The 22069-nt window shown below is 62.6% G+C and carries 7 protein-coding genes and 1 pseudogene; 7 read left to right on the top strand and 1 reads right to left on the bottom strand.

The genetic code is table 11. From position 1 onward, the window contains the following. From BBA01S_RS38540 to BBA01S_RS48745, 7 genes and pseudogenes are all read left to right on the top strand, one after another. Positions 1-256 (top strand): transposase (locus BBA01S_RS38540; RefSeq protein WP_027821050.1); only part of this gene is annotated, 256 nt, incomplete at its 5' end. Between the two features lie 646 nt (positions 257-902). Further along, positions 903-2975, top strand: coding sequence for a two-partner secretion domain-containing protein (locus BBA01S_RS38535; RefSeq protein WP_156966263.1), 2073 nt, complete (start codon positions 903-905; stop codon positions 2973-2975). A 98-nt stretch (positions 2976-3073) separates the two neighbouring features. Next, positions 3074-4783 (top strand): ShlB/FhaC/HecB family hemolysin secretion/activation protein, encoded by a 1710-nt coding sequence (locus tag BBA01S_RS38530; RefSeq protein ID WP_042298611.1) that lies wholly within the window; start codon positions 3074-3076, stop codon positions 4781-4783. 10 nt (positions 4784-4793) lie between these two features. After that, complete coding sequence (locus tag BBA01S_RS38525; protein ID WP_042298608.1) at positions 4794-5714, top strand: peptidylprolyl isomerase; 921 nt, start codon at positions 4794-4796, stop codon at positions 5712-5714. A 114-nt stretch (positions 5715-5828) separates the two neighbouring features. Then, positions 5829-20846: a two-partner secretion domain-containing protein gene (locus tag BBA01S_RS44815; protein ID WP_052392083.1), complete on the top strand. Its 15018-nt coding sequence runs from the start codon at positions 5829-5831 to the stop codon at positions 20844-20846. Between the two features lie 44 nt (positions 20847-20890). Beyond that, entirely contained in the window at positions 20891-21331 is a 441-nt protein-coding gene (locus tag BBA01S_RS38515; RefSeq protein WP_245641728.1) for a hypothetical protein, read from the top strand. 148 nt (positions 21332-21479) lie between these two features. Continuing rightward, a pseudogene (locus BBA01S_RS48745) lies at positions 21480-21623 on the top strand (DUF6984 family protein); the annotation flags it as partial. A 133-nt stretch (positions 21624-21756) separates the two neighbouring features. On the opposite strand, the gene BBA01S_RS46500 reads toward BBA01S_RS48745, so the two are convergent. Next, the coding region (locus BBA01S_RS46500; RefSeq protein ID WP_156966262.1) for a hypothetical protein at positions 21757-22069 on the bottom strand (313 nt) is incomplete at its 5' end.

Genomic DNA, 22069 nt, shown 5'->3' with positions numbered 1-22069 from the left:
GCACGAGGCAGTGCTTGAGGCAATGCAGTCAAGACTGGATCGCCAGCTTGACGCCATGACGATACGACGCCGGACGGTCGAGCACGTGTTCGGCACAATCAAATACTGGATGGGCTCAACCCACTTCCAGACTCGCGGTTTGGGCCATGTTGCGGCTGAAATGAGTTTGCACGTGCTGGCATACAACCTCAAGCGAGTCATCAGGATCCTCGGATTCGCAAAGACGATGCGAGCGATGAGGCTGGCAGGCGCGTGAATGCGCGCGCCGACGCTGTTTGCCCGTAAAACGTGATCACTTCATCTGCCTGCACCTCGGCCGAAAGCAACTGCGCGACTTACTGGGCGTCACCGGTTGGCCGTTCTGCGCGTTTTTACACACCCTCGGCCGGCTACTGCCCGATGCGTTTCGCATGAGCCGCGGACTCATCGGCGCAGAGCGACCGGTTGAATCCGCCGCTAACAACGGTCACTCCCACTGTCGTCCCAACTGCCGTGTTGTCGGCCAACCGGTCGCGTTGTGCTCGCTTTTCGGGCTTCGCAGATGGGTGCAGCGAGTGCGCGGCAATTGGCACTACCAGAACGATAGCGCTTCATAACTTCGACCAATTTACTTTTATTTTTGAAGTTTCTGGTTAACCATAAATTTGAATGTTTATTTCGATTTATGAAATTTAATTTTTAAAAAATAGGAAAATTACTTCTATAAAGATTTTGAAAGAAGTTGCCGATAGAAGCATGTATAACGATTTGTAGAACGCTAGAGAGATGCATAGGCAATTTCCGGGGATTCCTGAGTGCGTTTACGCGCACCGGGAACAATGACAGTGCTACACGGGTGGTCAAATCTAGCTCGTCTGCGGGCAACGTACGTCGCATTCAACGTGCTTGCCTGTACATTGCTGATGTCAGCTCCAGCTCGCGCGGGCGGAATCGTTGCAGACGGCCATACCTCGACAATGGTCTCCACGGCCGCGAACGGTGCGCAGACCGTGAATCTCGCGCCCGCCTACGCAGGCGTCTCGCAGAACACCTACACGTCGTTTAACGTAGGCGCCGCGGGAGCAACGCTCAACAACGTCGGCATCAACGCGCGCACGATTGTCAACCAGGTCACCAGTACGAATCCGAGCCTGATTGAAGGTGCAATTGCCGTTGCCGGTTCGCGGGCAAACGTCATCCTCGCCAATCCCAACGGCATCACCGTCAATGGTGGTTCGTTCGTCAATGCTGGACACGTTGCGCTCACAACGGGTGAGGTCAGTTTCAACGATCTCCAGGTTGCTCCCGGTCTCGTTCAGCGAAACATTGCGCTGTCGACCAGCGACGGCACCATCGTGATTGGCCCGGGTGGTCTGTCGGGCGCGCTGGTCGATCTCGACCTGATCGCAAGGAACGTGCAGATCCAGGGGCCGCTTAGTAATGCGTTTTCGTCCAGCACCGCGCTCACGCGTGTCATCGCCGGCACGAGCAATGCCACGCTCAATACCGGGCTGTCCGCCTCGGATAACGCGAATGACTGGCTGTCCCTGACGGCGGGCGGCACGAGTGCCGAGGCGAAGCGCTTTGCGCTCGACATCACTGCAGCTGGCAGCATTTCAAGCGGGCGCATCCAGCTCATCGTCACCGATAAGGGCCCGGGCGTGCGCAGCGCCGGGCCGCTCAACGCCTCGCTGGGCAATTTTTCGCTGAGCTCGAATGGCGCAGTGAAATTCGACAACGCCTCGGTGGCCGTTGCTGGCGACACGACGTTCAACGTGAAGGACTCGCTCGCGTTCAACGGCACGCAGGTGACGGGCGCAGGCACCACGACGCTCACTGCAACGCGAGCGCTCACGCTGGCGGGCAGCAGCCTCATCGCCAGCGGTGCTATCGACGTGAGCGCGGCGGGAATCGCGTTGCAGACCGATGCTTCGCAAAAAGGCTCGACCGTTGCGTCGGCGAATGCTGGCGTCGTGCTCGACAGTTCGGCCGATATCACCAATGTTGGCTCGCTGGTGCAGGGACAGACGCAGAGCAGCGGCGACCCGCTTTCCACCGGTGCGGTGACGCTCGTGGCAGCAGGGAAGGTGTTGAACCAGTCGAATCCGCAAGGCCCGCTCGGCATCCTTTTTGGCGTGCAGGGCAATGTATCCATCGAGGGCGGTGGCGACGTGGTCAACGAGAACGCCCGCATGCTGTCGAATACGAACGTTGCGATTCAGGCGGGCGGCGACTTCAGCAATCTCTCTGATCATTCCGCAGGCGTGAATGGCGGTTCGGCCGTCGGATTCTCGCAAAGCAGCAGCGGCTTTCTGTTCTTCCGCCATCGCAGCAGTGGCTTCACGGTCGACTACGGCCAGCTCGCGGATCCGAATCAACTCGCGTACGTGAGCGCCGATGCAGGCAACGTGACGATCACCGCCCATAACATTGCCAACCAGGGAGGCTCGATCCTCTCGAACGGCGGTGCCATTGCCATGACCGCGAGTGGGTCGATCAATACGCAGGCGGTTTTCACCGGGCAGGCGAGCTACCGCCAATCGTGCTTCCTCTTTTGTAGCGCGAACGCAAGCAGTTCGGTTCAGGCCTTCGGCGGCGTGATCGAAGCAGGGACAGACGTCACGCTCAAGGCTGGCTCGCAGATTGCCAACACGGGCGGCACCGTGCTGGCGGTGGGGAAGCTTTCGCTTGATGCGCCGAGCACGCTCGCGCAAGGCGTGCTCGGTTACAGCACGATCAACGAGACGCACAACCTGCGGGCGTGGTTCGGCAACAACTGGGCCGCGATTTATGCAGCAGACACCGGTGGCATCTTCGAAGCAGGTTCGGGCGCCGTAGAGCTGACGGGCGAAGGCGAGATCGACGGCGGTGCGTTCCACGCCCCGGGTGGCATTCACGCGGCGGGTGGCATCGTGACGCAACGCGCGCCCCAGCAGCAGCCGGTCCTGATCGGCACGCATAACTCGATCGGGCTTGTTTCGTGGTTCGGTCTGTGAGTATGCACACCGTACTGCGTCTTGCCTGCTTTTCGCTGGCCCTTTGTGCGGCTGCGAGTGTGCACGCCCAGTTTACGCCGCTCCCGCCGCAACCGTCGATGCCGTCTCTGCCGCAGTTGCCTGCGGGCGGGCGTGCATTCCAGGATCCCGCGCAACGGCTCTTGCAGCAGCAGCGCGACCAGCAACGCAACGACGAGGTGCAGCAGGCTCCCGCACAGATCGGCGTACCGGAAGGCTCGTTGCCCAACCTGCCGCCAGGCGCGGATATCGAAACGCTACCCGATGTCGAGCCGATGTTTCAGATCGACCACATCGATTTCACCGGCGACTCCCCGCTTGCGCAGTGTGCGCTCGACGACGTCGCACGACCGTTTATCGGCAAGAGGCTCGGGCGTAACCGCATCAACCTGCTGCTGCGCAGGCTTACCGAAGCCTTTATCGCGCATGGCTATATCACCACGCGGGCGTATCTCGGCCAGCAGAATCTTGCATCAGGCACATTGACTATCAATGTGGTGGCGGGGCGCATCGCGGCATTCACGCTTAACGGCCAGCCGCTGCGGCCGCGCAGCACGCAGCCGGGGCGCATTCCGCCCGCAGGCGGCGGATTTCTGTCCGATGATGGTTCGGCATGGGCATTCGGCGCGTCACAGGGCGACGCGTTGCGGCTTCCCGATCTGGAGCAAGGGGTTGACCAGATCAATCGTCTGCGCCGCAACCATGCCGAGATCCAGATCCTGCCGGGCGAGTCTCCCGGCGATTCGGTTGTCGCTATCACAAATCACTATGGTGGCCCGTTCTATGTCGATGCGGGCATGGACAACTACGGCAGTTCGAGCACGGGGACGTTGCGTTACCGCGCGTCCATCGAAGAGGACAACGGCATCGGCTTTCAGGAGTCGCTGGGCCTGAGTTACGTGGGCTCCGAGAACAGCAACGCGCTTGTGTTCTCCGCAGCGGTGCCGTTCGGCTACCAGACACTGAGCTATACCTCGGCGATTTCGGAGTATCAGCAATCGATCGGCGATACGGCGCTGCTCGACGGCCGCACGTTCACGCAGACGCTTGGCTGGAACGATGTGCTGACGCGTTCAGCCAGCGGACGCCTGAGTCTCGACGCCACGCTCACGAAACTGCGCACCGAGCGCAGCGTGAACGGCATCGAACTCTCGCCACAGGACCTTACCGTGGCACGCATCGGCCTGAACGGACTGTTTCGCTTTGCGACGCATGGCGAACCCGCGGCCGCGACGTGGGATGTCGGCGTCTCGCAAGGCCTGCCGTGGTTGTCGGCGAGCCACGACGGCCCCGATATCGACAGCGCCGACGCGCACAGCCAGTTCACGATGGGTGACGCCACGCTGACGTTGCAGGCGACGCTTGGCAAACTCGGGGCGCTGTCATTTGCGTATCGGGGAAGGCTGCGCGCGCAGTACAGCGCGGTTGCGCTTTTTGGTAACGAGCAGATTTTTCTCGGCGGCATGGACTCGGTGCGCGGCTTCACCGAAGGCGGCATCGCTGGCGTTAGCGGCTTTTATCTGCGCAACGAGGCGGTCTGGCAAAACGCGCCGGCCTGTTTCGACACGCATCTCGAACCGTATGTCTTCCTTGACGGTGGCAAGTCGCATCTCGTCGCGCAAGGCGGGTGGCCCACGCTGATGGGTGCTGGCGCGGGCCTGCGTGCAGCACGTCAATTCGGCAGTCACACCATAACGGCTGAAGTGCTGGTGGGCCGGGCACTCGTGCAGCCCGCTTCGCTGGGCAGCAAGGCAACCGTTGTACTCGCAACAATCAACTGGTCGGAATGAAGGAGCAAGCATGAGCAAGTCCCAATCGATTCACACCGCGGCAAGCGCGCATTCGCTCAGGCGCAAGGCGGCGCTAGTGGCGATGAGCGTCACGTTCGCGCTGGCTGGATCCGCGGCGTTCGCAGCGTCAAAGCACAAGAGCGCCGAGCCGGATGCAAGCGCAAATGCGCAGACCGGTCTCACTTCGGGCGTGATCGCCCGCGTGAACGGCGTGCCGATTACGCAGGACCGTCTGGATGCCGCCGTGGTCGCTTCGCATGCAGCCGATACGCCTGCTCTGCGTGCCCAGCTCAAGAACCAGCTTATTGCCCGCGAGCTGTTCCGGCAGGCCGCCGAGAAAGCGCACTACGAGCAACGTCCCGCGGTGCAGGCCGAGATGGAGCAGTTGAAGGCGGCGGTGATCACGCAGGCGTGGCTTCAGGACCAGCTCAAGCCCGCGCAGATTGGCGATGCTGATGTGAAGGCGCAATACGACAAGGTGGTTGCGTCACTGGGCGCTACGGAATTCAAGCCGCGTGTGATCGCCACGCGCGACGCGGACGCGGCGCAAAAGGTCATCGACCAGCTAAAAAAAGGCACGGATTTCGCGCAGCTAGCCCGCCAATACAGCCAGGGGCCGAACGCCGCGCAAGGCGGCGAATTGGGCTGGATCTCGTTCAAGACGCCGATTGAAGCGGGCAAGACGCAGAACTGGCCGCAACCACTCGCCGAGGCGCTTGTGAAGCTGCCGCAGGGCGGCGTGACGGACTCGCCGGTGCAGGTCGACGGCACGTACTGGATCGTGCGCGCGGACCAGGAGCGCCCGACCCAGATTCCTTCATTCGACCAGTCGAAAGAGACGTTGCGCAAGCAGCTCGAGCAGGTCGCGCAGACGAAGGCGGCCGCCGCGCTTGTACTCGATCTAACGAAGCAGGCGCGCATCGAGCAATAAAAAGTAGCGGACAGCAGGAAAACGTAACAGCAGCAGGCAGTATCGGGCCGCGCCGGAACGGGCGGCCCGCGGTGTCCAGGCCAGAAAAGTAGAACAAGAAAGATCGACTCGACAATGAATGCATCGAAACGGGGAATCCTGCGGCAGCTCGCAACGGCGCGGCTGCTGCGTGATCAACAACGCGCGGATACCGGCACGCCCGCGTGGCTTGTCGCGTCTGTCGCCCAGCGGCGCTTCAGCGTGTGGCAACGCGCGGTGGCGTTCGTTGTGGCGATCACGTCGTTCCTCGGTCCGATCAGCCTCACATTCGAGCAGGGCCGCGATGCGGCGGGCGTGCTGGCTGCAGGGAGTACCCGGCTGGATGACCACGCCTGGCAGCTGATTAACGATCTGGCTGCGCTGAGGGTGCGCTTCGCGATGCAGATGGCCGAAGCCTCGCCAATTGTCGACCCGACTGCACCGATTACCTTCCAGCCCAGGGTGACGCAATCCACGGGTTCGGGCGGTGGTGTCCCGGTAGTCAACATCACTGCGCCGAATGCGGCCGGTATTTCGCTGAACCAGTACCAGAGTTTCAACATCGATCCGGTTGGGCTGATCCTCAACAACAGCCTGGCTTCAGGCACGTCGCTCACTGGCGGCGACGTCGCCGCGAATCCGAACCTGAATGGACGTACGGCGAGTGTCATCGTCAATCAGGTGACGTCGACAGGCGCCGCGTACGCGAGCCTGTTGAATGGGCCGCTCGAAGTGTTCGGTGCGCCCGCAACGGTCATCGTCGCGAATCCCAACGGCATTACGACGCGCGGCACCGGCTTTACGAATACGATCGGCGTGACGCTTTCGACAGGCGTGCCGCAGCTCCTGAGCAGCGCGGGCGGCACGGCGGCAAGCTTCGACAGCGCCCAGGCCATCGGGTACGACGTGCGTGGCGGCCATATCCAGATCGAAGGCAATGCGGGCGTCGATGGCCCGGGCGCCGGTATCGAAGGCACCGTCGGCACCATCGACCTGATCGGCGCGACCATCGGCGTGAATGCGCCACTCTATGCGGGCACGCGAATCAATGCGATCGCGGGTCAGCAGTTCGTTGTGCCGGTGTTGTCGGATTCGACGGGCGGGAACTGGGCGACGTCGGCAAACGGCTCGGGCAATACCGCTGCTACGGTCGGCTCGGCAATCGGCGGCGCGAACGGCGGACTCGCGATCGATGCTACGGCATACGGTGCGATGACAGCAGGCCAGATTGCGCTTGTCGGTACTGCCGCAGGGATGGGGGTGCGCAGCGACGCGCAACTCGCCGCGAACGCCGGTGATGTCACGCTTTCCGCTAATGGCGATGTCACGCTGGCAAGCGTCGACGCACAAAAAAATGTGAACGTGCAGGCGAGCGGCAATGCAACGCTCTCAGGCACTCACATCGGCATCGAGGGCTATACGCTTTCAGCCAATGGCGACGTGCATTCGACGGGGACGATCGAAACGAATGGTGCGCTCTCAGCAAGCGCTGGCGGCAGTCTCGACATCGCCAGTGCGCAGGCCGCAGGCGATATCGCGCTGAGCGCGGGGAACAGTGCCAGCAGCGGCGACGTGCAGACGGCCGGCAACTTCGTGATCCGTGCGCAGGGCAATGACGGCACGGGCGACGTCACCCTCACTGGCACGACGGTCGTTGCAGGCGCAACGACGCTTGCTGCGGCGCGTGATGCAGCACTTGAGGGCTCGACGAGCAGCGCGACACTGCAGGTGACTGCTCAGCGCAACGTGAGTGTCGATGGCGAGGCCCAGACCTCCGGCGATCTTGCGCTGAATGCGGCTACCGGGATCATCGAGACAACCGCTGCCGTCAACAGCAACAGCAATCTCTCTTTATCGGCGGGTCAGGGCACGACCATTGGCGCGCGGACGACGGCATTGCAGGCTATCACGCTTGCTGCGGGCGCAGGCGGCATCAACATACCCGGTTCGCTCGAAAGTGGGGCGAACCTGAGTGCGACGACGTCGGGGGTTTTCGACGTGTCGGGGACGCTGCAGGTCGGTGCGGATGCGACTGTGAACGCGGCAAGCATGCGGCTCGACGGCACGACAATCGTGCAGCAAAGCGGCGCCTTGAATGCGGCAGCCGATATTGGCGGCGCCGGGGCAGTCTCATTTGGCCAGGGCGCCACGCTGACAGCCGGCAACGATGTGGCGCTGACGGGACAGCTGGTCGCGAACGGACTACAGGTCACGGCGGCACGTAACCTTTTGCTCAACGACGTGCAGTCTCGCGGTGCGTTGAGCGCAACGGCATCGAGCGGCAGTGCGACCCTCGTCAATGCGGCCGCGATCGGCGCGGCGTCTGTGCAGGCGGGCGGTGACATCGATATAAACGGCACGTTTGCGAGCGGCGGGTCGGTTGCGCTGGCGGCTGGGCGCGACGTGAATATTGCGGCGACGGGCGCGGTGCAGGCGGTGGGCGACGTCACGGCGAACGCAGCCGGGAGCATTCTGTCGGGCGGTTCGCTCAGCACAGGCGCCTCTCTTGCTGTCAAGGCAGGACAGGACATCGCCCTGACGGGTTCTACCAGCGTAGACGCAGGCGCATCGCTCACGGCTGGAAACGATGTGACGTTCGGGGGAACATTTGCCGGGCAGGGCAGTGGGAGCGTCACTGCTGGGCGCGACATTGCGCTTGGCGGCAGCGAGGCATTCCAGGGCGATGTGCAGGTGCATGCTGGGCGCAATCTGGCGATGTCGGGCTCGCTCGACGGAGCCAACCTGACTTTTGGCAGCGGCCAGTCAATGACGCTGCACGATGTTCAGTCATCCGAATCACTCAAGGCAGATGCGCAAGGCGGCGCTCTGACGGTCGGTGGCACAGTGACATCGCTGTCCACTGCCCAGCTCAGCTCGGGCAGCGACACGACCGTCACCGGTACGTTGCAGAGCACCGGACGCCTCGACGTGACGAGTGGCGCAAACCTCGTCATCAGTGGAACGACTACGTCACTGTCGGATGCGCTGCTGACATCGGGCGGCGATGCAAGCGTCACGGGTCTCTTGCAGAGCACAGGCGCGCTCACGCTCACCAGCGGAGCGAATACGACGATTGGCGGCACGTTGCTCTCGCTTGCCGACGCGACGCTGACGAATGCAAGCGGCTCGCTTACGAGCACGGGCACGATTCAGACAGGCAATGATCTGCTGATCGACGCTGCTCAGTCTGTGGACCTCGGCTCGGGACAGACGACCGCGCAACGCGACGTGACGCTTCACGCAGGTGGCAACCTCAGCGCAAACGGGACGGTCGTTGCGCAGCGCAATGGCGAGATCGACGCAGGCGGCACGCTTGGCGGTTCGGCGAAAGTGGCCTTTGGCGGGGCGGCGGCCTTGTCGTCGGGGGGCGATACCAACCTCACCGGGTCCTTGAGCGGCGACACGGTTCAGGTGCGCTCAGGCGCAAACGCCACGCTGCATGACGTGACGGCCAGCTCGACGTTGTCGCTTTCTGCGACACAGGATCTCGCGACCACGGGCAACGTGCAGGCCGGTGCGACGGCGACGTTGCAGTCAGGCGGCAGCGTCGATATCAGTGGCGCACTAAAGGTCACTGGCGATATCGCGCTCAACGCGGGCAGCAGCGTCCAGGCAACCGGCTCGCTCAATGGCGGCAGCGCACTGGCCGTGCAGGCAGGGCAGGACGTCGAACTTGCTGGCGCAACGACCGCGATCGGCGCTGTGTCCGTGACGGCAGGGCGCGATGTAACGACCGGCGGCACGTTCGGCGGGCAGGCTGGCGCGACGATCGACGCGGCGCGCGACATCGCGCTGGGCGGCAGCAACGGTTTCCTCGGCGATATTCAGGCGCAGGCGGGACGTAACCTGGCGGTGAGCGGCTCGCTCGCCGGCGCGAATGTCACGCTCGCGAGCAACCAGTCGATGACGCTGCACGACGTGCAGTCCTCGGGCACATTGCTTGCCAACGCGCTAGACGGCACGTTGGTGGTTGACGGCGCAACGACGTCGCTCTCGACTGCGCAGCTGGATTCCGGTAGCGACACCCTCATATCCGGGCAGTTGCAGAGCGCAGGCCGGCTCGATGTGACGAGCGGCGGCAAGCTAGCGATAGATGGAACGGTCACCTCGCTCTCCGCTACCGCGCTGGCCTCCACCGGCGACGCCAGTGTGGGCGGCCTGCTGCAAAGCTCGGGCGCGCTCGCGCTTACGAGTGGTGCGAACACGATCATCGGCGGAACCGTACTCTCGCTGGCCGATGCGACGCTGACGAACGCAAGCGGCTCGCTCGCGAGTACGGGCACGATCCAGGCAGGCAACGATCTGCTGATCGACGCCGCGCAATCGGTGGACCTGGGCACGGGGCAGACGACTGCGCAACGCGACCTGACTGTTCACGCGGGCGGCAACCTCACCGCCAACGGCACGGTGATCGGTCAGCGCAACGGCGAACTGAAAGCCGGTGGCGTGCTGGCCGGTTCGGCGGCGATGTCGTTCGGCGAGACCACTGTCCTGCAATCGGGCGGCGATACCAGCCTGACGGGTTCGCTGCGCGGCGATGCCGTACAGGTGCAGGCGGGCGGCGCGGCGACGCTCCACGACGTGACGGCGGCGTTGGCATTGTCGATTTCGGCCAGCAACGACCTCGTCACGACGGGGAATGTGCTCGCCGGTGCGGCGGCGACGCTTCGGGCGGGAGGGAATCTCACGGTCGGCGGCTCAATGCAGGCCGTCGGCGATATCACGCTGAATGCGATCAGCGGCAGTATCCAGACGGGCGGCTCGATTGCCGGTAACGGAGCAGTTGCCCTGCAGGCGGCTCAGGACATCGCGATCAACGGCTCCCTGGGCGCGTCCAGCGGCATCTCGCTGGATGCGGGTCGCGACGTGTTTGCGACGGGCGCGCTGACGGTGCTGGCGAACGATCTGCATATCGTCGCGGCCAGCAATGTCAGTGTGGCGGACGTGCAGGCAAACGGCGCGTTCGATGTCTCGGCGCGCAATGGCGACGTGAGCCTTGGCGGCACCGCAGCCGTGCTCGGAGCGACCAGCGTGAGCGCCGGTCGTGACGTGAGCGTGAACGGCGCGTTGCTTGGTGGCGGCGACGGCACGAATGCGTTGGATCTCGCGACCACGGTTCAGGCCGGCCGCGATGTGCAGGTGAGCGGCCTGCTCGGCGGCGGTACGACGCTCGACGTCACGGCGGCACGCGACGTCAACGTCGGCAGCGCGGGTCAGGTTCAGGCGATTGGCGACATGACGGTCGCCGCAACAACGGGCAGCATCGCATCGCAAGGCACAATTGCCTCCGAAAGCCATGCGACGTTCACGACGGGCCAGGACCTGTCGCTGACGGGAACCACGAGCATCGGCGCAACCGCGACGCTTGACGCCGGACATGACCTGACGCTTGGCGGCGTCGTGACTGGCAAACAGGACGCGGTGCTCGCAGCCGCCAACGATCTGACGATCGGCGGCAGTTCCGTGTTTGCAGGCGACGTCACCGCCCAGGCAGGTACCGATCTCGCGGTCACGGGCACGCTCCAGGGGCAGGCTGTCTCGCTGACGGCCACGCGCTCCATTGCGCTTCAGGACGTGCAATCGAACGCGGCGCTTGCCGTCAACGCGGTCAATGGCGCGCTTTCGATTGACGGCACGGTCAATTCGCTCGCCGATACGACGTTGAGCGCGGCGCAGGGCCTGATGGTCAACGGGGCGTTGCAGTCGGCGGGCTCGCTCGCCCTGACAAGCGGCGCGTCGATGGCGATCGTCGGCACCGTCAACGCGTTGTCGGACGCGACGCTGCACGCAGGCACAGATACGAGCGTCAGCGGTACGCTTCACGCGACGGGGCCGTTGTCCGTCGTGAGCGGCGGCACGCTGGCCGTTGGCGGGGAGCTCGATTCCAGCACCGACGCAAGCTTGAGCGCGACGCAGGCGCTCGCTGTCGATGGCACCGTCTATGCGGGCGGCAAGCTCGACATGCAGAGCGGTGGCACCACCACGCTGAACGGCATCGTCAGTTCCGCCGGTGTGGGCACGTTGCAGTCAGCAGGCGATATCGCGGTTGGCGGCACGTTGCAGTCGGCAGGCGCGCTCGACCTGACCAGCGGCGGCAATACGACGATTGGCGGCGCGCTGGTTTCGTCGGGCGACATGACGTTGCACAACGCCACGGGCTCGCTGACGAGTACAGGCACCTTGCAGTCTGGCGGCAGCCTGCTCGCCGATGCGTCCGGCACTGTCGATCTCGGCAGCGGTCGCACCACCGCGCGTGGCAACCTCGCGATCAAGGCCGGTGCGGACATCCGCGCGGCGGGTACGGTGCTCGCGCAGGGCAGCGGGACGTTGACGGCGGGCGGCGCACTGGCGGGCGCGGGCGCGCTTTCGTTCGGCGGCGCGGCGACGCTGCAATCGGGCGGCGATACGTCGCTGACCGGATCATTGGCGGGCGATACCGTCGCAGTGAGCGCAGGCGGTAACGCGGCGCTGCACGATGTGAGTGCGAATGGCCTCATGACGCTCGGTGCGACAGGCTCGCTGCAGACAAGCGGTAGCCTCATCGGCAACGCCGATATCGTGCTCAACGCGGGCACCGATATCGAACACAGCGGCACGCTGCAGGCAGTCGGCAACGTGCAGCTGGATGCCAAGAACGGACAGATAGCATCGACGGGGGCCATCGCCACCAACGGCACGCTGTTGGCCCAGGCGGGCACGGATATCACGCTGGACGCAACGACGTCTTCGCAACTCGATACGACGCTCACAGCGGGGCGCGATATCGCGATCAACGGTGCGCTGACGACCGGCGGCGCATTCGCGGCGAGCGCGGGCGCGAATCTCGGCGTGAGCGGCAGCGTGCTCGCCACCGCCGACGCGACGCTCGACGCAGGCAGCAGCCTCGACGTGAGCGGCACGCTTGAAGGGCACGGAAACGGCACGCTGAATGCCGGGCTCGATCTGACCGGCGCGGGCACGATTGCGTTCGCGCAGGCCACGAATATCGATGCGGCCCGCGACGTGGTGCAAGGCGGCCTGGTCCAGGGCAATGACGTCACGGTTCGTGCGGCGGGCAACGCCAGTGTCAACAACGTGCAAGCGGATAGCACGCTGTCGCTGCGCGCCGATGGTACGCGCACGGACACCGGCCCTGGCAACCTGACGATCAATGGCTCGGTCTATGCGGGCGGCGCTATCGATGCGCATGCCGCCAATGACCTCGTCGTGGCAGCCGCGTTGCAGGGCGCGACGAAAGTCGGGCTCGACGCGGGCCAGAACGTGACGATTGGCGGATCGGTGCAGTCGGGCGGGGCAATGACGATCGCCGCGCAGACGGGCGACCTGCTGGCGACCGGCGGCATCAACAGCGGCGCGGCGCTCAATGTGACGACGGGCCGTGACCTCACACTTGGCGCGACGACAAGTGCCGTCGGCGACGCCACGCTTTCTGCTGGGCGCGACCTGGTGCTCGGCAGCGGCCTGCTGATCGGCGAGGCCGGCGGCACCCTGCTGGCTGGCCGCGATATCACGGGCACCGGTACGCAGTCGTTTACGCAGGGCCTCGCGGATGTCGAAGCGCAGCGCAACGTCCTGCTCGGGGGCCTACTGCAGGCGGACGCGGTGCGCGTGCAGGGCGGCAACGACGCGACGCTCAACAATATCGCGTCCTTGACGACGCTCGACCTGAAGGCGCTCGGCCAGGCAGGCAACGGCGACGTTACGGTGAGCGGCACGGCACAGGCTGCGGGCGACGTGAGCGTGAACGCGGCGCACGACATCGGCATCACAGGCACGCTGGCCAGCGGCGCGACGCAGACGCTGGACGCGGGCAATAGCGTGAGCGTGAGCGGCACCTCGCAATCTGCTGGCGATATGAAGATCGTCGCCACTGCGGGCAGCGTGCAGTTCGCGGGCACGACGACGGCAGGCGGTGCCCTGAGCGCCCAGGCAGCGCTCGACGTGCTGCTCGACGGCACAATTGCGGCCACTGGCTCGACCTCGATGCAGGCGGGCCGCGACATCGACGTGAACGGCAGCCTGGCTGGGCAGGCAGATGGCGCTCTGAACGCCGGTCAGGACATCGCCGGTGCGGGCTCTCTGGCGTTCGCGCAGGCCGCGACGCTCGACGCGACGCATGACCTGGGATTGTCGGGCACGCTGCAGGGCGCGAGTGTTTCAGCATCGGCGGGCAACAACGCCGGACTGGGGGCGGTACAGGCGGTGACTGGCGATCTCTCGGTAATCGCCAGCGGCCAGACTGGAGGCGGCGATGTGACGATCGGCGGCGCGGCTACGGCAGTGGGCAACGTGACGCTGCAGGCCGCGCGCGATATCGCGATTGGCGGCGCGCTGAACGCGGGCGGAGCAACCCATGCTACCGCCGCGCGCAACCTCAGTGCCGCTGACCTGAACTCGGCAGGGGATCTCACGCTGACCGCCGCGAATGGCAATGTGAGCACGGGTAACGTGACGACCCAGGGCAACCTCGCCGCAAGCGCGGGTCAATCGCTCGACTTGAATGGGCAGACTCAGGCGGGCGGCAACGCGGCGTTGACCTCGGGCGCAGACATGACGCTGGCGGGCGGCATTGCGGCGCAGGGTGCGGGCACCCTCGCTGCGGGCGGTGCGTTGAATGCGGCATCGGTGGCGCTTGGGCAACAGGCGACGCTCAGCGCGGGCAGCGATATTGCCGTGAGTGGCAGCGTGGCGACCAATGGAGCATTGTCGGCAACGGCGGGCAATAGTGTCGCGATGGGCTCAGCGATGGCCGGCGACGCAGTCTCGCTTCAGGCGAACGGTCTGGCGAGCGCTGGTGGCGCGGGGGACATCGCCGTGACCAACGGCGTGACCTCGGGCGCAGCGATGCAACTGGATGCCGCTCGCGACGTGAACGTGGGCGGGGCGCTTTCCAGTGTGTCTACGCTCGATGTCGAAGCCGGGCGCGATGTGAGCCTAAACGGCGCGACGATAGCCAATGGCGCTATCACACTGAACGCCAGCACGGGCAATCTCACGGCCGATGGCGCCATCACGACTGGAGGCAAACTCGTCGCGAGTGCGGGGGCCAACACCGCGCTGATGGCTGGCGCACTTGTGAACGGCGATACGTCGGTTGCGGCAGGCGCTGGACTGACGCTAAACGGCGCGTTCCTGGGACTGGGTGCAGGCAGCTTCACCGCGGCGAGCGCGATTGCGGGCGGCGCGTCGCTCACGTATGTCGGCGACCTTGGCATCCAGGCTGGCGGCGCGGCGACGCTGGGCGCAATCGAAACTGCCGGCAAGTTCACGGCGACGTCGGGCGCTGACATGACGCTGGGCGCCACGACGGCCGAAGGCGATATCGATTTGAAGTCGACCGGTGGCAGCGTCGCAGTCTCGGGCGCGCTGCAAGGCGGAGGCAACGTTACCGCGCTTGCGGCGAACAATGTGACGCTGGCGGGCGGTGTTGCATCGGTGGGTAGCGTAACGGTCACGGGCACGGCGGGCAATGTGAGCGTGAACGGCGTGTCGGCCAACGCAGACGCCACGTTTGTGGCCGGGCAAACGCTCGCTCTGTCAGGGACGAGCGTGGTCGCGGGCAATCTTGGACTGTCGGGCGCCAACGTCACGCTGAGCGGTTCGATCAGCAACACGAAAAATATCGTTGCTGGCGCACAGGGCACGCTTGATGCGAGCCAGGCATCGATCGTCGCCTCGCAGAACCTGCAACTGACCGGCTCGACGGTTTCTCTCGGACAGGCAATTGTGGGCGGTACGCTTGGAGTGCAGGCGTCCAGCCAGTTGAACCTCACAGGCGGCGACATCGACGTCGTGGGCAACACTTCGTTCGTTTCGCAAGGCGGCTTCAGCAACGCGGCAAGCGTGCTCGCAGGTGGCGACCTGACTGTGTCGGGGCAGGGCGTCGTCAATGCAGCGAACGCGTCGCTGGCGTCGGTAGGCACGCTCACGATCAACGCGGGCAATCTCACGAACGCGGGACTCGTGAACGGCGCGACGACGAACGTGAGCGTGAGCGGCGCGCTGAACAACCGCGGCGGCTCGCTGATGGGTCTTACCGCGCTCAACGTCACAACGGGCACGCTGGATAACACGGGTGGTCTGATTTTCGCGGGGAATCCTCAAACAAGCGGTACGGCAGGCCAGGGCAACCTTTCGCTGACGATCAACGGCGGTGGTGCCGCGTTTGCGAATGCGAGCGGCAGTATTCTTGCACAGGGGAATTTGAGCTTTAGTGCGCCCAATGTGAGTTTCGATCCCACCCAGGGGACGATCAGCCAGGGCGGAGCGCTCTCGATCACCGCATCGACGATCGACATTAGCAACAACTGGAATTTCAGCGGGACGAGCGTGACGCTGGACGGCGTCAATGGCGTCGTCAATAACGGCACGCTCAATGGCACGGCGGCGCTGACCCTCACGACCAATGGCACGTTCACGAATAACGGGCAGGTGAGCGGCAATGACGTGACTATCAACGGCGCGCTGAACAACGTGAGCGGTGCAATTGTTCATGCTGGCGACGTACTGGCGATTAACGGCAATGTGACGAATCGCGGCACTATTGAGGCCGCGTCGGCGATCAACGTCAGCGGTGGAAACTACGACAACGCCGGTGCGACGACCCAGTCACAGGGCAGTATTTCGTTCAATCTCGGAGGGACGCTCCAGAACACGGCGGGTTCAATTATTGCAGGTACTGATATTGACATTAACGCCGCGTTGGTCGCGAACGACGCTGGCGCACCGGGGGCTGCCACTTCTGTCACTACGACGGTTAGCGATCCGTCACTGTTGTGGTCTGGGGTGATTGGTACCGAAACTGCCTATTACTATCGGACGGCTGGCGGCGGTCATAATCAGGAAATCGATTTCGAGTCGCAGGAAACGATTGCGACACTGGGCAATCTGCTTTCGCCTACGGGTTCGCAATACGGGCTATCGAAAGACACCGCGCTGACCAGTTGCACCTTCAATTGCATTCTCGCAGCGGGAACCCCCGTAGCCGCGGCTGGCTCCGTGACGTTCTACGAGCACGATGCGCCGACCGGCGACAACGGAGCCGATCAGGAGGAGTGGTCAGCGGCGTCCAGTGCGAATCCACAGGCCGCCGTCACGATCGCGCTGCCAACTGTCTACCAGACGACTATAACGCAGCAGCCGGGGCAGGCTGGCGTCATATCGGCCGGTGGATCTGTGTCGTTGACTGCTTCAAGCCTGTCGAATCTGGATGGCGAAATTGCAGCCCAGAAGGATATTGCGCTCAATGTGCAGTCCTTGAGCAACGGGGCTGCCGCGTCAACGGTCACTTCGCAATCGACTACGTGGATCGATCAGACTCAGTATGCGTCTTTCCTCGCTCAGGTTGCGGCTCTGGGTATTGCGTCATCGACTCCCATCCATTGCACCCAGAACTGCGATGTCGGTCTGCCCATTGCGCCGACACCGACATTTGCGATCAACACAAACTCAGCCGCACCGACTGCACAAGGCACGCTGACCGGTACTTCGCCCACAGGAGTAATTTCGGCTGGTAATAACCTGACCGTGAGCGGCGGCAATCTCGTCAATGCAGGCCTCCTTTACGCCGGCAATGATGTCACCATTTCGAGTGGCACGCTGACGAACGCGGGGGGAAATTCAGAAAACCTGTCGTCCCAGGTTGGCTGTGCTTCAGGCGTACCGAGCATTGTGTGCGGCGACGGAGGTTCTCCACGCGGTAACAATCCGGACACAACGACGTTCAGCTACAGCCAGAACGACGCGACGATTTACGCTGGACATGACCTGGTGATCGCAGCGGGCCAGATTGACAACACGGACGGCAACATCCTGGCTGGCCACGATATCGCTATCGGAGGTGTCGGCACGACCGCAAGTTCGACGACTCCTGCGCAAAGCCTCAACAACACGTCGGGCAACATTGTCGCTGGACACGACATCACGCTCGATGTCACCGGCGCTATTACCAATGATTTGCCCGCTCCCGTTACGGTGCATGAGAACTACGGCACGAAAGAGGCTTACGCCGGCTGTATGACCGCGGGAGGCTACAAGGAAAGCTATTGCGAGGCATATGTTGATCAGCAATCCGGCAGTTCGTCCGTAATCAGTGCCGGAAACAGTCTCAGCATCAGCGCGGCTAGCCTGACAAACATCGGCAGCCTGATTGCAGCTGGCGGCAGCGCTGACATCAACGTTTCAGGCCCTGTGGTCAACGAAGCACAGACGCTAAATGCGTACTGGCACTCTGAATGGGTCCAGGAAACGGGGATGTTCAGCAACGACAAGCGTCACAACACCTGGGCGTGCGGGTCGGTGGAGGAGTGCACTGCGCTATATGGTAGTGCCTACACGAGCGTGGGTGGCGCAATTGACCCGCCCACGCCTGTTGGCAATATCGCAGCGACCATCCAGGCACCGAATCTGTCGATTACGTCGGGCGGGGAGATCCTGAACGTAGGCAATGTGCTCGGGACGACCGTGTCGCTTACGGGGCAGAAGCTCATCAATGGCATTACGACGGCGAACACCTATACACCGAGCGTAAGCGCGTCGTCTCAAGTCATTTCCCTGACCCCGAAGACGTTGCCGGGGCTCAACCTGTCTGTGCCGCGCACGGTTGGCGAGTCGTTGCCGACGGCTGTTGCGGGCACCGCATCCTACGTCGATGCAGCGATCGGCTCGACGTCATCGCTTCTCGGGCCGCAGCAATTGATCAACGCGCTGCCTTCGTCGTTGCAACCGTCTTCGACGCTGTTCTACTACAACCCGCAGGAGGAGGACCTCGTGTTGCAGCAAGCGGCGCTGCAGCAGACAGGCCAGGGCAGCTTCGTGAACGGGCTGTCGTATGACAGCACGACGGGTCTGTCGGTGACCGAGCAGGAAAAAGCGGATCTTTACCAGAACGCACTTAACTACGCTGAGCAGAACAATCTGCAACTGGGCACAGCGCTCTCACAAACGCAGATTAACGCGCTTACGCAGCCGATGCTCTGGTACGTCGAGCAGACAGTGCCCGACCCGGAATGTACTGCAACGGGCAATGTGACCTGCCCGACGATTACGGCGCTTATGCCGCAGGTTTATCTTCCGGAAAATACGAGCGCGCTTTCGGCGGGCGGCAATATTGAGGCAAGCAACAGCCTCGCACTCAATTTCGGTAGCGCCGCCAGTGGCGGCAGCATCACCAACACGGGCTCGATCGTTTCAGGCGGCACGCTTGATGTGACAACGGGCACGCTCACGAATGAAGCTAACCAGGTCAATGTAGGCCAGATCTGGAATTCGGTGAAGGGCGGATACACCGATACCACAGGCACAGTCGTGCAGCCGGGTGGCTTTATGAGCGCCGCCGACATGCAACTCAATGTGTTGACGCTCGCCCAGATCGGTGGAGCGCTACAGGAGCTGAGTAGCGACGGTGCCGTGAATCAGGCGGGTACCGAGGAGGTGCTGGCCGCGTTGCAGCAGCAACTAGGTGGGAATTTTACGCAGACGTCTGTTAGCAACGATCTGAACACAAGTTTCACCGCCGAGGGTGGCTTCCAGCCAATGCAACTGTTTGCACTGGTCGCGGCCGTCGTGGTGTCGGTTCTGAGCTATGGGGCGGCGAGCGAGACGATTGGTGCAACGCTGGGTGCCGAAAGCACCACATTTGCCGCGTCGACAGCGGCTACTACAACGGCAGCTGCTACATCGGCTGGCTTGGGGAATATAGCGCTATCGGCTGCGATTGCAGGATTCGCGTCAAGTACGACCAGCCAGTTGATCGGAACAGGTTCGATCAATCTGGGTAGTGCTTTCGAGTCTGCTGGGGTGGCGGCGATCACCGCTGGTTTGACCAACGGAATAACGTACAGCTCCAGCGGTGGCCTCGGGTTTGCAACCGGCCCCATTACAGCTGGAGGCGGGGTCAGCACGCTGGCCGGGCTCGCTGGCGTACAGGGCATCGAAGGCAGTCTCGTTCCCCAGGCGGGCGCTGCTGCCGCGTCGAACCTGCCGGCCGAGGCAATTGCTATTGGGGCGGATGCAACGATCTCGGCCGGGGTGCAGACGGCGATCGAGGGTGGAAGTTTCTTTGACGCCCTGAAAAACGACGCGGTCGGCGATGTTGCCGCAGCGGGAGCCTATGCTATCGGCAATGCAGCACAAAACGCGAACTCGATTCTGGCGCAGGGCACCATTGGTTACGATCTGGCGCATGCAGCATTGGGCTGTGCCGCTAGTGCGGCCGAAGGGACGGGCTGTGCTGGCGGGGCGATTGGAGGGGCGGCCAGTGCGCTCATTTCGCCGACGCTGGTAAAAGAGGCCGGCGGTGCCGCCAGTCTGACATCGGGTGACGCAGCGGCCATCACGGCATTGGCGATGCTCGCTGGTGGTGGGGTTGCATCAGCGCTTGGTGTGCAGGCAACTGGGGCGACAACCGCAGCCGAAAACGAGGCGTTGAACAACTCGGAGCAGTTGCACGGTGGGGTGTTGCCTGAGCCATACAACGAACCTCTTGAGGGAGGTGGGGCCGCCGAGCCCGGTTCGGCAGGGGGTGGTGGTAGCCTGTCGGTTGGTGACGTGGCCGAAGCCGCTGCGAAAGGGGTTTCGACGACGGCGTCGAATGCAGTCGACAGCGCTGAAGCAGCGTTCAGCAACGCGGCAAATTGGATCGAGACGGAGCTTGGGTTTGCAACAACGCCAGCCACAGATAGTGCTGTTGGAGTACCCGTTTCGACGGCGAAAAACCCGCTTAGCCCCGTGCAACAAGTTGATGCATTCGGTAACGAAATTTATTACCGTACAATGTCTGAACAGGATTTCGAATATTTGCAACAAACCGGTCAATTGCCGCCAACTACCGAGACGTCAATTTCACCAGTCTTGTCATATTCATCGAAGTACAACGGCACAACTGTTCAGTTCACAATGGCGCCAGGAACTTCAGCTCAACTTCAAAAAATTGGCATTGCCGCCAATACTCCGGCGGCTATTGAGTTCCCTGATATGTCGACGCAGGTGGGTAGATGGATGCAGACAAATGTACGCTTCAAAGTTGAAGGTGGCCAGATGACCACTCAGCTAGGCCAAGGCGCAGGGGTGAATATTTTTAATAATCATATAATTCAATTTGGCAAAATTCCTTGAGGGAGGTGGGCATGTTGTTGCGATTGAACGAAACCGGGGTTCCCATGAAATTTGTGTTTCGGCTTGAAGATGAGTTGCGAGCGAATCCTAACCGAGTTGCTTTGACCCAAGCTCTGACTCTAAATGTTTCAAAGCCGAATGTAGGGCTAAAGGGCCGTCACGGACTGTTCGGTTCGCCGGAGTGGTGGGCGAGTATTCAGGCAGGTAAAATGCCATTGCTGTTTATTAAGGGTGTCGTTCAGCGTACATATTTCTCCGGACAAAATGAGAGAGGCGCCAACAATACGCTTGATCTAAAGCTCGACGATGGATCCGTGAGAGCGGTTGGCATCTATGTCAATAATAGTGAGGATGTAAAATTCTTTCACGTCGGGAGCAGGGTGAGTATCGTTTACGCACTGGATGAGTTGAAGCTGCAACCTGCTAACGATGGCGGAGTGAGCTATTCTAAGATTGCTTTGGAGATGGCCGTTTCAATCGACTAGCAGGAAGGAAAGTACCTATACCGGTGATTTGTTGCCACAAACAGTGCTGCAACGCTTCGTGTCTCCAACGGAGTAACACTTAATCCAGAGCTACCTACCCATTTGGCAGGGCTTGACTATCAGCCGACAATTCTGAACTCGTCCAATGCTAGCCGAGAGAGAATTCATCGATGTAGACGGCATACCGATTATCGTCGCAATCAATCTACACGATCGCGGGGAACTGTACGAACTCGACATCTGGACGGTCGATTTCTCTCCGTTAAAGCAGTATCCCGTTGTCACTAAATGAGTTGGCTTCGAGAATAGTCCTACGCCGGAAATTGTCCGGAGCGCAATGGGAGGCTGAGCGTCGTCGTCGATTGTTGGCGATTCAGTGGCTCGCGTCGAGTGGCTGATTTTGGCCGCATACGGAGACTCACCGATCAGCCCGATCGAAGGTTGGCCACGCAGTCGTTGATTGCCTGTACGAACTGCGGATTAGATAAATCGATACCCACACGCGCAAGCGAAAGCAACAATTGCTCGACGCCTTCGACATCCCCGACGATGCGTTCGTTTTCGACGGGATCACTGGAGCGAGGGAGCACTTCCGGCAAGTCGGCTTCGATACTTGCAATTCCGTCTCCGACCCTGAGTTCGATTCCGAACGGTAGCAATCGAGTGTTGTTCATGGCTCCGATCTCTACGTTCTCTGCAGCTGCATGTCGATAATCTTGAGACCGCTGTCGAACAAAC

It is taken from the genome of Paraburkholderia bannensis NBRC 103871, assembly GCF_000685015.1.
Classification (GTDB): domain Bacteria; phylum Pseudomonadota; class Gammaproteobacteria; order Burkholderiales; family Burkholderiaceae; genus Paraburkholderia; species Paraburkholderia bannensis.
Note: the sequence above shows the minus strand (reverse complement) of the source record. Positions and strands in the feature narration are given on the sequence as shown.

Coding starts and splice junctions, on each gene's coding strand:
- BBA01S_RS38535 (WP_156966263.1), top strand. CDS start 903: ATGTCAGCTCCAGCTCGCGCGGGCGGAATCGTTGCAGACGGCCATACC.
- BBA01S_RS38530 (WP_042298611.1), top strand. CDS start 3,074: ATGCCGTCTCTGCCGCAGTTGCCTGCGGGCGGGCGTGCATTCCAGGAT.
- BBA01S_RS38525 (WP_042298608.1), top strand. CDS start 4,794: ATGAGCAAGTCCCAATCGATTCACACCGCGGCAAGCGCGCATTCGCTC.
- BBA01S_RS44815 (WP_052392083.1), top strand. CDS start 5,829: ATGAATGCATCGAAACGGGGAATCCTGCGGCAGCTCGCAACGGCGCGG.
- BBA01S_RS38515 (WP_245641728.1), top strand. CDS start 20,891: ATGAAATTTGTGTTTCGGCTTGAAGATGAGTTGCGAGCGAATCCTAAC.